This window comes from Legionella sp. 39-23 (assembly GCF_001897665.1).
In the GTDB taxonomy this organism is placed as follows: domain Bacteria; phylum Pseudomonadota; class Gammaproteobacteria; order Legionellales; family Legionellaceae; genus Legionella; species Legionella steelei.
The window spans coordinates 18,871-34,516 of sequence record NZ_MKTO01000004.1; the positions used below are offsets into that span (position 1 = coordinate 18,871).

Below are 15,646 nucleotides of genomic sequence, written 5' to 3' on the forward strand. Positions count from 1 at the left end.
TGATAAGTTACCGACACATTTGGAAAAAATCAGTGAGTAAAATTGAGCATTCTGCTTGCATTATTCCCTCATCAATTTGAACTTTATGATTTAGGGGGTAACCTTGCAATAAGTTATAGACAGAGCCCGCAGCTCCTGCTTTAAAATCTCGGCTTGCAAAAACCAGCCGTTTAATCCGTGCATGCACAATAAGCCCCGCGCACATAGCACAAGGCTCGAGGGTCACATAAAGTGTTGTATCTAATAATCGGTGATTTTTTAACTGTTGCGATGCACTTCTAATCGCACGTACTTCTGCATGATCTGAAGGGTCATGGCTGTTTTGTGTAAAATTCCGTCCTAAGCTTAATAACTGATTGTCCTTACTCACTAACACAGCACCAATAGGAACCTCTCCTTCATTTTGAGCAAGGATTGCCTGTTCATATGCTTTCTGCATCCAATAGTGATCGTTCATTGTTAAGTTAGATTTTGTAAAATGTAGCCTGCGCGCAGCGTAACCCGGGAAAGTCTGTTATAGAAAACCCACGTTACGCTACAATTACTACAGTTATTCCCATTCAATCGTAGCAGGAGGTTTACCTGAGATATCGTACGTTACACGAGATACCCCATCGACTTCATTAATAATACGATTGGATACATGGCCAAGAAATTCCCAGGGTAATTGCGACCAATGCGCCGTCATAAAATCAACCGTCTCAACAGCACGAAGACAAATCACATAATCGTATTTACGCCCATCGCCCATCACGCCTACACTTTTTACCGGTAGAAATACAGCAAAAGCCTGGCTAACTTTATGATAAAGATCTGCTTTTCTTAATTCATCGATAAAAATAGCATCCGCTTGACGTAAAATATTTGCGTATTCTTTTTTCACCTCTGCTAAAATTCGCACGCCCAAACCAGGACCTGGAAAAGGATGACGATAAACCATATCATGCGGCAAACCTAGTTCAAGACCAATGTTACGCACTTCATCCTTAAATAATTCACGGATAGGCTCTAATAATTTTAAGTTCAATGTTTCTGGCAAACCGCCCACATTATGATGTGATTTAATGACAACTGAGGCACCGCTGGTAGTCGTGGCCGCCGACTCAATAACATCAGGGTAAATCGTTCCTTGCGCCAACCAAGAAACCCCAGGAATTTTTAGTGCCTCTTCATCAAATACTTCAATAAAAGTACGTCCAATAATTTTTCTTTTTTCTTCAGGGCAGGTAACACCTTTTAGTGCATTAAAAAACTTCTCTTCTGCATGAACGGCAATAACCTCTACTCCCATGTGCTTGCCAAACATTTCCATGACTTCGTCTGCTTCATTGAAACGTAACAGGCCTGTATCAACAAAAACACAAACTAATTGTTTGCCGATTGCCTTATGCAATAAAGCAGCCACAACAGAAGAATCAACACCACCTGACAAGCCAAGCAACACTCTTTCTGTTCCTACTTTAGCTCTGATTTTATTGATTGCTTCATCAATAATGAGTTCTGATGTCCAGTTCGTTGAAGCGTTACAAATATCGACAACGAAACGATATAAAATACGCATGCCTTGTAGCGTATGTGTTACTTCAGGATGAAATTGTACTCCATACATTTGACGGCTTTCATCAGCCATTCCAGCTATTGGTGCATTACGTGTTTCACAAACCACATTAAAACCAAGAGGTAATTTCGTCACTTTATCACCATGACTCATCCAAACATCGAGTAAAGCATTTCCATCTGCGCTGAGCCGATCTTCAATTTGCGAAAACAATTTGCTGTGACCGTGTAATTTTAATTCAGCATAACCAAACTCTCTAACAGAAGATGACTGTACTTCTCCTCCTAATTGCACGGCCATGGTTTGCATACCATAGCAAATTCCTAAAATAGGCACTCCTGCGTTAAACAACCATTGTGGTGCTCTCGGGTTCTCATCATGGGTTACAGTTGCTGGGCCACCAGATAGAATGATGCCGCAAGGACTTAAAGAAGTGAATTCTTCTTGGGTTATATTGAAGTGATGAATTTCACAATAAACACCTAACTCGCGCACTCGGCGTGCAATTAATTGTGTGTATTGAGAACCAAAGTCTAGGATCAGTAAAGGATGTTGCTTTAAGTCATTCATTATTAATTATCCACCTGATAGTTTGGTGCCTGTTTTGTAATACTGACATCATGAACATGCGATTCCCTCATTCCGGCATTAGTCACTTGTACAAATTCAGCTTTAGTATGTAGTTGTTCGATATTTTCGCATCCTGTATATCCCATACAAGAGCGTAAGCCGCCTAACAATTGATGAATGATTGTTTGCGCCGAGCCTTTATAAGGAACTCGACCTTCAATGCCTTCTGGAACCAATTTATCAGAGCCTAATGATGCATCCTGGAAATAGCGGTCACTGGAACCTTGCGATGAAGCCATAGCACCAATTGACCCCATACCTCGATAACTTTTATAAGTTGTTCCTTGATACAACTCAATTTCACCTGGCGATTCTTCTGTTCCTGCAAACATACTACCAAGCATTACAGTATCTGCGCCCGCAGCAAGTGCTTTACATACATCACCAGAAAAACGTATGCCTCCATCAGCAATGACTGGAATTTTTCCTTTAAGTTCTTTTGCCACATTCGCAATGGCAGTAATTTGGGGGACACCAACACCAGTTACAATCCGTGTAGTACAAATAGAACCTGGGCCTATACCAACTTTTACAGCGTCTGCGCCTGCAGCGTATAAATCATGAGCTGCTGCGGCTGTTGCAATATTTCCACCAATTACCTGTATCTCTGGATGATGTTTTTTAATCCATTTTACACGGTCAAGTACTCCTTGTGAGTGTCCATGAGCTGTGTCAACGACCAGGACGTCAACGCCTGCTGCAATTAATGCTCTAATGCGCTCATCAGTACCCTCTCCTACGCCAACAGCCGCACCAACACGCAATTGCTCTGCAGAGTCTTTACATGCATAAGGATTTTCTTTAGCTTTTTGTATGTCCTTTACCGTAATTAATCCACGTAATTGAAACGCATCGTTTACTACAAGTAGTTTTTCAAGGCGATGTTTGTGCAATAAACTACGAACTTCTTCGCGACTTGCTCCCTCTCTGACGGTTACTAATTGTGTTTTAGGGGTCATGACGTGCTCGACACTCAAAGACAAATTAGTTTCAAAACGAATATCACGACTGGTTACGATACCAACTAAATTTTCTCCATCCACTACAGGAACACCAGAAAAATTATATTTAGACATTACATCAAGTAACTCTTTAACACTGATATTAGGAGTCACCGTAATTGGAGCTCTAACCATACCACTTTCAAATTTCTTCACTTTTCGAACTTCTTCAGCCTGTGCCATAATGGTCATATTCTTATGAATAATACCAATGCCCCCCTCTTGTGCTAAAGCAATAGCTAAGCGAGCTTCAGTCACAGTATCCATCGCTGCTGATACAAGAGGAATATTTAGGTTGATTGAACGAGTTAATTTTGTTCTCAAAGACACGTCTTTAGGAAGTATTAAAGAGTGTGCAGGAACAAGAAGTACGTCGTCAAAGGTTAATGATTGCTGCACAATAGAAAGCGCCATTTTATTCTCGCTATCAGGAGTTAAATTAACCGAATAGTATACTATAAATTGTGGACAAATTAAACAGATAATTTACAATAAAACAAAATAATACCTTGGCTTATAAGGACTTACTCGATCCTTCTAACTGATAATTCAGCCCCCTTCCATTTATATTCACTTTAATATTAATTTTTTTATTCCACGCTCTAAAAACCAAAAAGCAAAAAAAATCATCAAAATAATCAGCAAAAACCATTCTTGCCCCGCTGCATTTTGGGAAATGTTTTTCCTCGGATCACTGTTGTACTACTTGAATTATTTATCAATTAACGTGTACACTGTTGTTTAAATATTGTGTTGAATCAAAAAAAATAGGAAGGGTTCAGCGTTGGCTAAAATAATCGTAATTACATCTGGCAAAGGCGGAGTGGGAAAAACCACTTCTTCTGCGGCTATTTCTTCGGGCCTAGCTCTCTTAGGGCACAAAACAGTGGTTATTGACTTTGATATTGGTTTAAGAAACCTCGATATCATCATGGGCTGCGAGCGGCGGGTCGTTTATGATTTTATTAATGTCATAAATGGCGAAGCAAACCTCAATCAGGCTTTAATTAAAGACAAACGTATTGCTAACCTCTCTATCCTCCCTGCATCACAAACTCGTGATAAAGATGCATTAACGATCGAAGGAGTTGAACGAATTCTTAACGATCTTGCAAAAGATTTTGACTTTATTATTTGTGATTCACCAGCTGGGATTGAAACAGGCGCATTAATGGCTATGTATTTTGCTGACCATGCAATCGTTGTGACGAATCCAGAAGTTTCTTCAGTACGTGACTCCGATCGCATATTGGGAATTCTTGCTAGTAAGACTAAAAGAGCGATTGAAAATAAAGCGCCCGTTCAAGAACATTTATTATTAACACGCTATGATCCAGAGCGTGTTGAGCGTGGTGATATGCTTTCTGTTACAGACGTAAAAGAAATATTAGCTATTCCATTAATTGGAGTGATTCCAGAGTCAAAATCAGTTCTTAAAGCATCAAATACTGGTACACCCGTAGTGCTTGATGAAACAAGTGATGCCGGTATTGCCTATCAAGATGCAATTGCTCGTTTTCTCGGCGAAGAGAGGCCAATGCGCTTCATAAGTAATGATCGTAAAGGATTATTGCGTCGCTTATTCAGTAAGAACAAGGAGGAAGTGACTGTATGAGCATTTTCAATTACCTGCGTAGAAGAACTGCTACAGCATCAGTTGCTAAAGAGCGCTTACAGATAATCATTTCTCATGAGCGTTCTCAACGCAATACACCTGACTATCTGCCAAAGCTTCAAGAAGAAATTCTTGCTGTTATTGCTAAATACGTTCATGTCACACGTGACCAGGTCAGTGTGAACCTTGAACGCATGGGAGATAACTCAGTGCTTGAATTAAACATAACCATGCCGGATGACACTAAAGAAACCGCATAATATCAATACATTGTAAATTTTTTAACAGCTGTCTTTAGATCAGAGGTCTACCTCCGGTCTTTTTTTACCCCAAAAATCATTATGAGTCAGCACTAATTAATTTTCTTTTAAAAAACATGATTAATCATTTTCAGTATCTCCGTTACAAACTGTTTCAAGTAGATCAATAACACCGGCTATAAAATATTTAATTATCAAGAAAATCCACTAAACCTTTTCAGTCATTCGCTACCCCTGTTTGTTTTTTATTAGGTTAAGAAATCAATTCAAATGTACATCCATTAGTGTCCAAATTAATATTGTGGTTTCACATGTTGCACAGGATGCGGCACTTGCTGTGGTTGGACCATAGGCTGATTTTGAATAGCAGGAGCTGGATGAACCATAGGTTCATGTTTCAAAACTGGGGATGGCTGAACACTTGTACCAGGGTGTACATATGGTTTTGGTTGCATGTTTGTTCCTGGACGAACATAAGGTTGCGGTTGAGTATTTGGACCAGGCTGAACATACGGTTTCGGTTGTATGTTTGTTCCTGGGCGAACATAAGGTTGCGGTTGAGCATTTGGACCAGGCTGAACATACGGTTTTGGTTGCATGTTTGTTCCTGGACGAACATAAGGTTGTGGTTGAGCATTTGGACCAGGTTGAACATACGGTTTCGGTTGTATGTTTGTTCCTGGGCGAACATAAGGTTGCGGTTGAGCATTTGGACCAGGTTGAACATAAGGTTGTGGTTGAGCATTTGGACCAGGTTGAACATACGGTTTCGGTTGTATGTTTGTTCCTGGGCGAACATAAGGTTGTGGTTGAGCATTTGGACCGGGTTGAACATACGGTTTCGTTTGTATGTTTGTTCCTGGGCGAACATAAGGTTGCGGTTGAGCATTTGGACTGGGTTGAACAGTTGGGCGAGGTCGAACCTTTGGACCAGGTTGAACTTTTATCCCGGGTGGAGCATTTAAGCCAGGCTGAATATTTTGGGTAGGTTGAACATTTAGGCCCGGACGAGCTTTTGGATTAGTTTGATTAGGAACTGGTTGCTCACCAGGTGTTTGACCAGGTACTGGGTGCACTGTTACCGGTGGTGATTGCTTGATAATAGCTGGTTTTCCAGTGTTTATATTTTGAACTTCTGCAGGGGTCAGGGGTCTGCCTGCATTTTTTAACAAAAACGGATGTACTTGTGAGAAAGAAGGTGTTGCAGAAGAAGGCTGTGTTTTGGTGATAATTGGTCTTGAGATTATTTCAGCGGAAGGTTTCACCTGAGTAAAGGCCTTTCCTCCTAATATACTGATAGCTCGAGGTACAATAGGTGCAACATGTGTTTTCCCAGCATTAAAAAGTATTTGATCAGGAACGTGTAAACGAAGGTTATTCACTATCCTGGAATTAATAAAATCATCTGATGGAACAACAGTAACTGCATTAGCAATCCGCGCATTTCTGTAGTTAATTATCATATTTTGATTCTTGTAAATATTATTAATGAAAGCAACATCAATAACGGTGTTACTCTGATTGATCGCGATAAAATAGTTATGATTAACATAATAAGAAGGAATATAAGGTTCTCCAGGTGCTAAAGGAAACCAACCAATACCATATCCACCATTTATCATGAATTGAGGATTATTACCGCCAATAAATACAGTTAATGCAGGTGCGTACAGAGGATGAGCACCTATTGGTCCAGGGACCCAGCACCATCGATTTCTAAGGTGTGCCCAACGCCCATAGTGAAATGGTGCAAAGCCCCAAGGTTGATTATCCACCCAAGTCCAGCCCCAAAAACCTAGCCATATCCATTGACCATCTTGGTAAGGTGCCCAATCTGTCGCTACATTATTAGGATACCAAACGGGACCGTATTGTTGATCTTGAGTCCAAGAGCCATAATTACCGAGATCCTCATAGCCTATGGTGTCAGGAGAAATATATTGAGTTGAAACCGTACCCGCTACCTTGTCGCGATCTAAACTCCAACTTTCAAAATCATCTAAAGCAACACCGAGAGTCGTGCATTGAAAATTATCTAAATTAGTCCCAGTAGCACTGCATGACTTGCCAACATCTACTGTATTTGATGCATTTTGCCCATAAGCAGTTCCCTCCCCCATTCTCACACTAACTGTCGTCATATCATCTTCTGCTATGACATCAAAGCGATAATAGCCAGGTTCTGTAATGACAAAAGCTAAATTTGGCGTATCGACCTCATAAGCTTGTTGACCATTTATACTCTTGATACTTAAAACAAGGGTTCCCTGTGTCAGTTGAAATTGTGCGATTTCGTCATTCAGGTTCAAAATTTTTAATGCCGTTTGACTTCCCATACGCACAGCAGCACCAGATAATTGCATTTCAGCAAGAGATCCTGCATCTGCCCATATTTGGTCATTTGTGACTAAAGGCCGATTAAGAGTTACACCTACCCACTGAGACTCCCCTGCAGGTAAAAAGCTCACAGTACCATTAATGTAGCTTAAGCGAGAAACTTGATTGATAGGATCTGCAAAGGTCAAACTGGATAGCAGCAACATGAAGCATCCTACAAGTACGGTTATCATGATGTTGTCCTGCACTGACCTTCGTTTCATGCTAACCTCCATGTTCTTAATATTGTCCCTAATATATTAAGGAGCTTGCTTGCAGAAAAAATATGTGTATTATTTGTACAAATAACCTTGTTTAATTATAGACCAAAGCTACCCAATTAAAATGAAATAGCATTGTGGCGGGGATTAACGTAGCGTAATCTGGGGAGGCCACGCCCCTTATCCCTGGTAATTCGTTGGCGAAAAAGCAAGTGTAGCACAGTAGGCTGGGCTGTTAAGCCCAGCGTTTGCAGGGTTAATTCTTATTCTTCAAAAATGCCTATTATGAAAACCATCACTGTAGTTTCAACTAACAAGTCACTTATCTATAGTGCTCATACATTGGACTGATACATGCTGGGCTTAGCAGCCAGCCTACGTTTATTGTTATTTTTGTCAACGAATTACCTAACACATACAAGAATGACGACAATAGAATCCGGTGCTAATCCAGGCTAAAAAGCGACACAGGCTAAATATTAATGATTAACAATATGCCTTGATGCCGCGGTCAAGCCGCGGCAAGTAGAGGTAGAATCACTCAAATTAAAAACGACGGATCCTTGCGAACACTTACAAATCAAATCATCTCTGATTCTATATCGTCCTTATTAACAACAGCCTTTTTACTTCTGTTAGATTTTGTTGGTTGAGCCCGACGTAAATCCTCATCATTGAAATCATCTACTTTAATCACATCTTGACGTGCCAATTCCGCTTCTTTTAATTGCTTGGCTTCTGCTTCAGTCAATAAACCACAAGCTAAAGCTTCATTGATCTGCTCAAGTAAGGTAAGTGATTTCAAAACATTATCTTTTACTGCTCGCATTACTTTTCTTTCTAACTCATCAGCAGCACAAATTTTATGGAATGTCTCCTCCATACGACCCAAAGGACAATTCTCGCTTGCTTTACTATAAACTAAATGAGTAAGCCGGCTACGAGTTTCACCAGGTTCAATTAAAGCTCGAGCTAATTTATGGCCTAACTGATCATTTGGTTTATTTCTTCGATTGCCTAATGGTTTGATAATCAGACGTAAAACAACTCGTGCCCAACGAGCTGGAAAATTGACGATAACTCCATGCATTGCCATTTCACACTCATGCAATAATTGCTGACAACTCCACTCTACTAAAGGTAAATCAGCTTTTGGTTCACCATCTTCATGAAAACGTTTTAATACTGCTGAAGTCAAATATAATGCACTCAGCATGTCTCCAAGACGAGATGACAGTTTCTCTTTACGCTTTAAGTTGCCACCTAAAACCGTCATTGAAAAATCAGCAAGAAACGCCAAATTCGCACTGTATTTATGCACGAGTTGGTAGTAACGCTTCACACTACTAACCGGTGCTTTAGACATATGTGCATCGGTCCAAGCAAAAATAACTGACTTAGTAAAATTAGCAATGATAAACCCGGCATGGGCAAAAAATGCTTTATCGAATTCAACCAAATTATTGTTTCTAATGCTTTCAAGCTCCTTAAACACATACGGATGGCATCGAATTGCTCCCTGGCCAAAGATAATTAAACTTCGAGTTAATATATTCGCACCTTCCACAGTAATAGCGATGGGGGATCCCTGATATCCTCTACCCAAATAATTATTAGGACCAAGGCAAATGCCTTTCCCGCCATGAATATCCATAGAGTCAAGCGAAACTTGTCTTGCTCGTTCGGTAGTATGGTATTTTAATATCGCACCGACTACGGAAGGTTTGGCTCCATTATCTATAGCAGCAGCAGCCATTGTTACACCAGCATCAATAATGTATGTGTTCGCTGCAATTCGCGCCAAAGGTTCTTCAATACCTTCAAACTTTCCAATGGGCTGACTAAATTGTTTGCGAATGCGAGCATAAGCTCCAGAAGCTAAAGCAGCGGCTTGAGCCCCTCCGTTCGCACTCGAAGGTAATGATATGGCTCTTCCAGCACTCAAACACTCCATGAGCATGCGCCAGCCACAACCCGCCATTGCAACCCCGCCAATCAGGTAATCCATTGGAATAAACACGTCTTTACCTTGTGTTGGACCGTTTAAAAAGCCTGTATTCAATGGAAAATGGCGACGCCCTTTTGTAATACCAGCGGTATTTGCTGGGATCAACGCACAACTAATACCTACATCTTCACCTTTACCCAACAAATTACTTGGGTCAAATAATCTGAATGCTAATCCAATTACTGTAGCTGCTGGACATAAAGTAATATAGCGTTTGTCCCAATTTAACCGAATTCCTAGTACTGTTTTGCCATCGATTTCTTGTTGACATACGATGCCTTTATCTGGAATTGATGCCGCATCAGAACCAGCATTGGGTCCCGTCAATGCAAAACAAGGAATTTCTCGTCCATCTGCCAATCGTGGCAAATAGTAATTTTTTTGTTCCTCAGTTCCATATTTAAGTAATAGCTCACCTGGGCCCAGAGAATTAGGTACAGATATAGTTGTAGCTGCAGTAATTGAACGGCCATAGATTTTTACTAAAACAGACATTTGTGCCGTAGCAGAGAACTCGAGGCCACCATAATGTTTGGGAATAATCATGCCTAAGAATCGATTGTCTTTAATAAACTGCCAGATTTCCTGAGGCAAATCAGTAAGATTATGGGTTATATCCCAATCGTCAATCATGGAGCATAAAGTGTTCACTGGACCATTAATAAAAGCCTGTTCTTCTTCAGTCAAGCTTACTGTAGGTAAGTTCCTTAATATAGAAAAATCAGGAGCACCACTAAATAAATCTCCTTCCCAACTTACTGTACCCGCCTCAAGTGCCTCTCGTTCAGTGGCAGACATGGCTGGCATGGCTTTGCTTACAGATTTAAAAAAATATTTGGATAATAATGTGCGTCTTAAAGGTCTTATAGCACAAACAATTAAAGCAAGTTCAACTAAAACGAGGATGATTTTTGTTGTTAAACCAGGAGAACCATACCAGAAAACGAGAGCACTAAATAAACCAAAGCTAATCGCCCACACTGAAACTGCTGCTTGCCTTGTTAGCAATATCCCTGCAGCGCCAATGATTATGAGCACTAAAATAGCGTGTAGCACATTATTCTCCTTAATATTTTGGGCCTTCTGACCACAAGTACGCCTGTTAACAACTCGATTATCCTAGGCAAAAAAAGTGTCATTTATTTATACGCTCCGATACACACGTACTCGTGTATGCTGCGTTTAGTGCTCTAAAATGACACTTTTTTGGCTCAGTCTAGCGAATTGTCAATAGACTCAATTTAAGTTCAAACCAGACACAATTTTTATAATTTGCTTTGCAACAACTTCTGGGTATTCCATAGGAAATAAATGGGTCCCTTGTGTCTTATAATTTATAACATTAAAATATTTTTTCATGTAACGCACATCCATTTTACCAACCACAGTACTTTTGTCACCATAAATTAATGCTGTTGGAATGAATAACTTACCTTCATAGTTTGGAATGACGTGTGGAATCGTTCGATAAATTTGATATTCAATATGCCTGTCGAAGCGTAAATAGTATCCATCCTTTTTGTACTCTAATCCGTAGGTAATATAATCATTTAAACAAGCATCCGTAAAGGTTTTAAATAAGTCTCGAGTTTTTAAATAAGCGATTAATTGATCATGACTATCCCAATACATACGACGGCCTCGAGTTCTTAATGCAGGGGTTACCCGATCAATAATGCCCAGAGCTTTTGCCAAACGAACCATACTTGATTTAAAAGTACCAATTAAAGGCGAATCCAACATGATCACCGCTTTAAATAGTTCTGGCTGCTCAATGGCTGCCAAGAAACTCAAAATCCCTCCTAGAGAATGTCCTACTGCAATTACGGGCTGATTGGCTTGCTTTTTAATACTGCCAATAACTTCCAATACGAGATTGTGCCAGTTTTCGCTTACTGGAAATAAAGGATCGTGACCAATTCGGTCGATGTAACAATAATCGAATTCTTTCTCGAGGCCATCCAGCATTTGTTTGTAGCATAAAGCTGGGAAACCATTTCCATGCGCAAAATGAATCAACTCTCTCATAAAGTCACCATTTGCATCTATCCATCAATAGAAATCCAATAATAGTCAAAATGCACTAACCAATATCACCATATCAAACTCAATGTTTTTCATGAAATCATAACTCGCCTACTTTCTGCACGTAGTGAATAAAGTGCAAAACTGTAATATGCGATTAGTAATGCAAATAAAATGAATCCTGATCCCGGAAAAATTGAATTGAGTGTAAACATAATCAGCAGCAGTAATAACATAGGAGTACCAGCAACAATTAACAAGCGACATGATTGTAAAAAGCTTACGTTAAAGGAAAAGAATATATTTGAAAAAACTTGCCCCAAAAATGCTAACACCAAGAAAAAAACAATAAAAATTGAAAGAAATATTGCTACAACCATGGGGTAAATCATCAGTTGTGAAAAGAGTTTTAAATTTTTAATTGAGTTTTGTTCAGCAATTTTTTTACCATCAAATACAAGGTTAGTACTTTTGTCAAACTTTTGAACTAAAGGCTCACTTCTACTGGGTTTTGAATCCGTCATATTAAACAGTTTAAGACTCGGTACTTTAAGAGAAATTTTACTTTTATTAATCAAAACCGTAAGGTAAGGAAAATCTGTAGGAAAATCATTGATCTTACCTGTAGTATCAATAGCAACCACTACTTGCCCTTGCTCATTTTTAATTAAATAAGGCATTGGCTTATCAAAAGAAACTTCACCATTTTGTATATCAAAAACAGGAATTTTTGATAAAGGGTCCGTAATTTGATCTTTAAATGCTTCATTCAAGCTAAAGCTCATTCTTAATGCAAATGGAATTGAAAATAAGGCTATGGTTAATATAAGGTAAAAAAGAGCAAATCCTCGCCAACGTTTTCCAACATCCACATAAAGACGTCGTGAATAGAAAGACATATACAATGCAGACCAATAGCGATAAACCGGGGTATCAATTGGTTTTAGTTTGTTTTTTTCTTTACGCACGCCATTCTCCAATACGTTTTCCAGAAGTACGATGAAAAAGATGTAATTTAATTTTAGGTAGCTCAACCCAGAGTTGTCCACCCGTCAGTTGTTGATCTGCTGTAACACGCAAATTAAGGGACTGGCCATTTTTGATGCATTTAGCATGGAGCAATTTGTCAGCGCCCATATCATCCATAAATTCAATATGGATGGGAATGCCTTGTGGGTTATTCTCAGAGCACAACACAATATGCTCTGCGCGGATTGCCAAAACCAATTCATCTTTATCTTCAAGCTCAAGCACCAAATTAGGAATAGGGTAAGTAATTCCCAAATCCGTTTGCACCGTATTACTGCTTTTATCGAAGATTCCTGATATCAAGTTCATAGGATATTGTCCTGTAAATCCAGCCACAAATAAAGTTGCAGGATTTTGATAGAGCTCCTGAGGAGTACCTATTTGTTCAACATCTCCTTGATTAAGTACGATAACACGTTCAGCCATAGTCATTGCTTCAGTTTGATCATGAGTTACGTATAAACTGGTTGTATTTAATTGTTGATGCAACCGACGAATTTCATGACGCATTTCCGTCCGTAACTTTGCATCAAGATTTGATAAGGGTTCATCAAATAAAAAAACTGCAGGAGAACGCACCATAGCTCTTCCCATAGCAACTCTTTGTCTTTGCCCTCCTGAAAGCGCTTGTGGTTTGCGCTCCAAAAAAGGAGTCAAATGCAACAACTGTGCTGCTTCATCCACCCTTTTTTTAATTTCTGCTTTCTTATAACGTCGCATCTTTAACCCATAAGCCATATTTTCGAATACAGTCATATGTGGATATAAAGCATAATTTTGAAAAACCATAGCCATATCTCTTTGGGCTGCGGGTATTTCATTAACACATTGATCGTTGATTAAAATTGAACCCGAGCTGACATCATCCAAACCTGCAATTAAACGCAATAAAGTTGTTTTTCCACATCCAGAAGGACCAACAATAACCACAAATTCGCCTTTTTTGATGCCTACGTTTACTTTATTTAGAACCGTTGTAGGTCCAACACTCTTTGACACTTCAATGAGATTGACGGTTGCCATGCTTACTTTAACCCTTTTTCAAACCAGCGCTGCATTAACATCACCACCATGCAAGGCGGAATAAGAGCAATCAATGCAACAGCCATAATGTAATGCCATTGTGGAATTTGATCTGCCACCCCAGCTAAATATCGAATACCCATAACTACTGTAGCCATTTTTGTTTCCGTAGTAATCACTAGCGGCCACAGATATTGATTCCAGCCATATACAAACAAAATAACAAATAATGATGCAATTTGCGTTCTAGATAGGGGTAAAACAATATCAAAAAAGAAACGCACAGCCCCTGCCCCATCTAATTTTGCCGCATCAACAAGTTCAGAAGGAATAGTTTTAAAAAACTGACGAAATAAAAATGTACCTGTAGCGGACACAAATAAAGGCAAGGTCAATCCAGTAAATGAGTTTAATAGTCCAAAAGAAGCAACCACCTGGAATGTAGGCACAATTCGGACCTCTATCGGCAACATCATCGTAGTAAAAATTAATGCAAAACATAGCTTTTTAAATGGAAAATCAAAGTAAACTAAAGCAAATGCAGAACCTAAAGCAAGAACTATCTTGCCTAATGCAATGGCCATAGCCATAAAAAAACTATTCAATAACATAGAAGTAATCGGCTCACCTCCTGTAACCGCTAATCCTTCCGTCATGACTGCCTTTAGATTTTTGAATAATAATGTACCTGGAACCATAGGAATGTGAGATTGCATCATGATATTGCCTTCATTACTGGCAGCAACGAGTGCCAAATAAACAGGTAACAACATCAAAATCACAAAACAGCATAAAACTCCATGTGATAGAGCACGAGTAAAATATGATTTCATGCGTAATGAACCTTTTTTTCGAGGTACTTAAATTGCACTGAAGAAACAAGAATAACAATAATCATTAAGAGTACCGATTGTGCAGATGAACTGCCTATATCCATTCCTTCAAATCCATCTTGATACACTTTATAAATCAAATTAGTCGTACTATTACCAGGACCACCATGTGTCATCACTTGAATAATGCCAAAAGTATCAAAAAAACCATACATAAGATTCATAATGATCAAGAAAAAAGTAGTTGGAGATAACAGTGGAACAATGATTTGCCAAAAACGTTGCCATCCTGAAGCACCATCGATGATTGCTGCATCAATTAATGATGAAGGAATTGCTTTAAGGGCTGCGAGGTAAAATAAAAAATTATAACTGAATTGCTGCCAACTCGCGGTAAGTATCACCACAGCAAATGCTTGATTGACATTATTTACATAATCAAAATTAATTCCAAGTGACTGCAAAAAATGTGTCAGCCATCCTAAAGTGGGATGACATAAAAAACGCCATAAAATCGCTGCCACTGCAGGAGCGATAGCGTAAGGCCAAATTAATAAAGATTTATAGACCCCTTGCGTTCGGCCTCTATTATTCACTAATATGGCCATAAGGAGTCCTAAACTTAATGTGAAAAACGTCACGCTAAGAGCAATAATAAAGGTAACTCCAATTGCTTTGCTGTAACTCGGATCCCAAAAAAGATCCAAAAAATTGGAAAGTCCTGCAAATTTTTTATGCAGACCAAAAGCATCTGTATAAAAAAACGATTGCAATAATGCATTACATGCAGGCCAAATAAAAAACACCAGGGTAACAATAAGCTGTGGCACTATAAAAAGCCAAGCATAAAGGCGTTGATGATTAAATTTAGCCATTGCCCAACGTATAAGAGGGTCTGTATAAGCATTATATAGCTCTGGTTGTTTAAGTAAAGTGATAAAAAAAGAAGAAGCTTAGGTAATACGTAGCTTGGGTGCAGTGCAGCGAAAATCGGGTTTTCTAATCTTGAATGCCCCAGGTTTCGCTGCACTGCACCCTGGCTGCAATTAATTATTTATTTTAAGGAA

The 15,646-nt window shown here is 39.2% G+C and carries 12 protein-coding genes; 2 read left to right on the top strand and 10 right to left on the bottom strand.

What is annotated here, in order from left to right; genetic code table 11:
• Positions 1 to 7: 7 nt before the first annotated feature.
• From tadA to guaB, 3 genes are all read right to left on the bottom strand, one after another.
• The gene (tadA, locus tag BGO44_RS01280) at positions 8 to 457 is read right to left on the bottom strand and encodes a tRNA adenosine(34) deaminase TadA (RefSeq protein ID WP_058510692.1); all 450 of its coding nucleotides are present in this window, start codon (positions 455 to 457) and stop codon (positions 8 to 10) included.
• Between the two features lie 93 nt (positions 458 to 550).
• Complete coding sequence (guaA, locus tag BGO44_RS01285; RefSeq protein WP_058510693.1) at positions 551 to 2,128, bottom strand: glutamine-hydrolyzing GMP synthase; 1,578 nt, start codon at positions 2,126 to 2,128, stop codon at positions 551 to 553.
• 2 nt (positions 2,129 to 2,130) lie between these two features.
• Entirely contained in the window at positions 2,131 to 3,603 is a 1,473-nt protein-coding gene (gene guaB, locus BGO44_RS01290) for an IMP dehydrogenase (protein WP_058510694.1), read from the bottom strand.
• Positions 3,604 to 3,973: 370 nt separating this feature from the next.
• Between guaB and minD the strand changes: the two genes are divergently transcribed.
• Together minD and minE are read left to right on the top strand one after the other, a co-directional pair.
• Positions 3,974 to 4,804, top strand: a complete 831-nt coding sequence (gene minD / locus BGO44_RS01295; RefSeq protein ID WP_058510695.1) for a septum site-determining protein MinD — start codon at positions 3,974 to 3,976, stop codon at positions 4,802 to 4,804.
• A complete protein-coding gene (gene minE / locus BGO44_RS01300; RefSeq protein ID WP_058510696.1) occupies positions 4,801 to 5,064 on the top strand; it encodes a cell division topological specificity factor MinE in 264 nt (87 codons plus the stop codon). Before minD ends, minE begins: the two co-directional genes overlap by 4 nt.
• A 293-nt stretch (positions 5,065 to 5,357) precedes the next feature.
• Here the strand turns inward: minE and BGO44_RS01305 are convergent, their stop codons facing one another.
• From BGO44_RS01305 to BGO44_RS01335, 7 genes are all read right to left on the bottom strand, one after another.
• Positions 5,358 to 7,664: a DUF6600 domain-containing protein gene (locus tag BGO44_RS01305; protein WP_273199464.1), complete on the bottom strand. Its 2,307-nt coding sequence runs from the start codon at positions 7,662 to 7,664 to the stop codon at positions 5,358 to 5,360.
• A gap of 577 nt (positions 7,665 to 8,241) precedes the next feature.
• Complete coding sequence (locus tag BGO44_RS01310; RefSeq protein WP_058510698.1) at positions 8,242 to 10,725, bottom strand: acyl-CoA dehydrogenase; 2,484 nt, start codon at positions 10,723 to 10,725, stop codon at positions 8,242 to 8,244.
• A gap of 180 nt (positions 10,726 to 10,905) precedes the next feature.
• The gene (locus BGO44_RS01315) at positions 10,906 to 11,697 is read right to left on the bottom strand and encodes an alpha/beta fold hydrolase (RefSeq protein WP_058510699.1); all 792 of its coding nucleotides are present in this window, start codon (positions 11,695 to 11,697) and stop codon (positions 10,906 to 10,908) included.
• An 89-nt stretch (positions 11,698 to 11,786) separates the two neighbouring features.
• Positions 11,787 to 12,662 (bottom strand): DUF1189 family protein, encoded by an 876-nt coding sequence (locus BGO44_RS01320; RefSeq protein WP_058510700.1) that lies wholly within the window; start codon positions 12,660 to 12,662, stop codon positions 11,787 to 11,789.
• Positions 12,655 to 13,746, bottom strand: coding sequence for an ABC transporter ATP-binding protein (locus BGO44_RS01325; protein ID WP_273199466.1), 1,092 nt, complete (start codon positions 13,744 to 13,746; stop codon positions 12,655 to 12,657). The genes BGO44_RS01320 and BGO44_RS01325 overlap by 8 nt, the downstream gene beginning before the upstream one ends.
• Positions 13,747 to 13,748: 2 nt before the next feature.
• Entirely contained in the window at positions 13,749 to 14,579 is an 831-nt protein-coding gene (ugpE, locus tag BGO44_RS01330) for a sn-glycerol-3-phosphate ABC transporter permease UgpE (RefSeq protein WP_058510702.1), read from the bottom strand.
• Positions 14,576 to 15,454, bottom strand: coding sequence for a carbohydrate ABC transporter permease (locus BGO44_RS01335; protein WP_058510703.1), 879 nt, complete (start codon positions 15,452 to 15,454; stop codon positions 14,576 to 14,578). Before BGO44_RS01335 ends, ugpE begins: the two co-directional genes overlap by 4 nt.
• Between the last annotated feature and the right edge of the window lie 192 nt (positions 15,455 to 15,646).